Source organism: Phytobacter sp. RSE-02, assembly GCF_040578655.1.
GTDB classification, from domain to species: Bacteria; Pseudomonadota; Gammaproteobacteria; order Enterobacterales; family Enterobacteriaceae; genus Phytobacter; species Phytobacter diazotrophicus.
This window is the reverse complement of record NZ_JBEULY010000037.1, coordinates 1-2,302: the sequence shown is the minus strand read 5'-3', so window position 1 is coordinate 2,302 and position 2,302 is coordinate 1. Positions and strand designations below refer to the sequence as shown.

4 protein-coding genes and 1 pseudogene are annotated in these 2,302 nt (G+C 49.8%); all 5 read right to left on the bottom strand.

Annotation, left to right across the window (positions count from 1 at the left end; all coding sequences use genetic code 11):
- Positions 1-474: pseudogene (locus tag ABU190_RS27210) on the bottom strand (phage tail protein); the annotation flags it as partial.
- A gap of 57 nt (positions 475-531) precedes the next feature.
- Complete coding sequence (locus ABU190_RS27205) at positions 532-765, bottom strand: cor protein (protein WP_354692907.1); 234 nt, start codon at positions 763-765, stop codon at positions 532-534.
- 108 nt (positions 766-873) lie between these two features.
- Positions 874-1,548, bottom strand: a complete 675-nt coding sequence (locus ABU190_RS27200; RefSeq protein WP_132439526.1) for a hypothetical protein — start codon at positions 1,546-1,548, stop codon at positions 874-876.
- Positions 1,548-1,850 carry a hypothetical protein gene (locus tag ABU190_RS27195; RefSeq protein ID WP_132441178.1) on the bottom strand — a complete coding sequence of 101 codons (303 nt, stop codon included), beginning with the start codon at positions 1,848-1,850 and terminating at the stop codon, positions 1,548-1,550. The genes ABU190_RS27200 and ABU190_RS27195 overlap by 1 nt, the downstream gene beginning before the upstream one ends.
- A partial coding sequence (locus ABU190_RS27190) for a DUF1983 domain-containing protein (protein ID WP_354692906.1) occupies positions 1,850-2,302 on the bottom strand: 453 nt, incomplete at its 5' end. The genes ABU190_RS27195 and ABU190_RS27190, both read right to left, overlap by 1 nt.

Genomic DNA, 2,302 nt, shown 5'->3' with positions numbered 1-2,302 from the left:
TAATCCCGTCCCGCCCTGCCCCTGGCTGAGCGGTGTTGTCAGCCCGTTCAGAGAAGTGATATCTGAGTTAGCCCCTTTTTTTGCCAGCGACTTCTGGCCGGGAACCGTGACGGCCACACCGTTTGTTGTGATAGTGACGTCACCCGCCCCGTTCATCACGTCAGCGAAACCGCTCATATTTTTTTGATACAGCGTCAGCGTCTCAGCGATATTCTGCGCCAGTCCGTCCACGCTCAGCGAATCACTCAGCAGGATGGCGTAAGCGGTACCGGCTGCGATTGTCGGGTTCGCCGCTGGCGTCACGGTGAGCTGGGTTGCGCTGTTGATTGCGGTTATCTGGAATACCTGTACCGGATTTGCCAGAGTGACCAGGGTGCACCCAACGCGGATGAGTGAGCCTGCTGCTGTAAAGTTCGTTCCGGTTCCCGTCAGCGTATTACCGCTAATGGCAAGGGTGCCAGTTGTGTAAATCATATTTTCTCCGGGCATAAAAAAACCCGCCGGAGCGGGTTTATTTGATGTGATTTAAATTTATTTGCAGGTAGACGCGGTGAAATTGTTTTTATTCACCCATTGCCAGTTAAATGGATACCCGGCCCTGTATTCAATTTGATTAGCGACTGTGCGCACCCCGTAAATCTGTACGGTATGTGGCAACCCACCTATATTGGCAGTTGCTTCACAGACAGGATTTTGCTTTTCGAGAATGCCTGAACAGGCAGACAGAGATAACACCAGAGATATTGAAATAATTATTTTATGCATTTTAACTTCTCGTAAAGAGAGTGAATATACACATTACGAAATAACCAATCCGCTTTAAAATAGATTTTGCAGATTAATTATCAATTAAAGATCGATTAAAACGATCAATTAATCATAGGCGGCTGTATTAATCGCCGTCAGTGCTATTCCTGTATTTGTACTCCCGACCGGGACACCCGTTGCTGTTGTGCCGGGCGCGGCATTTATTCGGGTGTTTGCGCCATCAAACCGCGCGCCAGAATATGCAGTAATATTGATAATGGTCGGTGGTTGTGTTGAGTTGTTCTGAATGTTTGTAGACCCCAGCATGCCGGGGGCAACAGCCCATGAACCGCTCAGCGTCTGGTCAATATTTATTCCACCATTTACACCTGGTGTGCCGACTGTCACCAGGTCACTCAGTACCTTACTTTCATTTGTCAGCACCAGTTTTCCGGCAGCATCCCATATAGCGAAGCCCCATGACGGAAGGGTTTGAGGAAATATTGCGAAAACATAGGCGGTCAGCGTGTGCGATTGTCCGTAAGCATTGTTTGAGTTTACAAAAATGCTATTCCCTGACCTGCTCGCCCCGACGCCGGTAGGTTGCGCCGTATTCGTGGTTTTGCAAAAAACCAGTGCCGGGTAAGATGCGTCGATGGCTATCGTAGTCGATGCAGCATGTGCCGATCCATTCTGGGCTGAATTAATGCTGACTCTGGCGTACAGACAAAACGGCGTGGATTGTGGCGTAACAAACGGATTGCCATTATCCATCAGAATCATTGCCCCATAATCAGCCATTACGCCTTCTCCATAAATACGACTAATTCACAGGTTGATGCCGGGTAATTACCAGTCCCGACATCACTGGCTGGCGACAGAGTAATGGTATTCCCGGCGGCCACAATGCGACGACCTACGCTCACAGCCCCAACATCAAGCGACACGACGAAACCAACTTTAAAACCAGTGGGTACCGTAAAACTCCATGTCCCTGATGTCTGCCCCGCTGACAAAGGGATGCGCCCAATAACAGAAACGGGTTTAATTCCATAGTTATTCGGGACGCCGTTAGCGTCCCATGTCTGAATACCATAAGCCATCAGAACACTCCATCCAGAAGCCCAAACTGTACTCGCAATACATTATTGGCGTCCCTGATGCTAATTTTCTGGTTGGTCTGTCGCATGCCTCCCTGACCAGCAACACTACCGTTGTTTTCAAACGTGCCGTCTTTACCCAGCCGCCAGCCAACTGAGCCAGCCACGTAGTTATTCGACTGGATATACGCCCCAATTTTCGCGTTAGTGATGGTCCCGTCCTGGATAAACGTGTCACGAATAAACGTCTGGCCGTTCTGAATAACAAACGGCAGCGTGACCGCAGCTCCAGCCTGAGACATAACAGCGAAGCGGTCAGCAATGAAAATAACCTGTGACTGCATGCCGTTGGGTGTGTTCTGCACACCCAGCCCCATCCCTGCCGCGTATTGCACACCGTTGACATCCACACCGACCTTTATCGAATACAGCGCGTTCAGGTTGCCATTGATATC

Excerpts from the sequence above, each read along its gene's own strand:
- ABU190_RS27195 (WP_132441178.1), bottom strand. The coding sequence starts at position 1,850 with ATGGCTTATGGTATTCAGACATGGGACGCTAACGGCGTCCCGAATAAC.
- ABU190_RS27205 (WP_354692907.1), bottom strand. The coding sequence starts at position 765 with ATGCATAAAATAATTATTTCAATATCTCTGGTGTTATCTCTGTCTGCC.
- ABU190_RS27200 (WP_132439526.1), bottom strand. The coding sequence starts at position 1,548 with ATGGCTGATTATGGGGCAATGATTCTGATGGATAATGGCAATCCGTTT.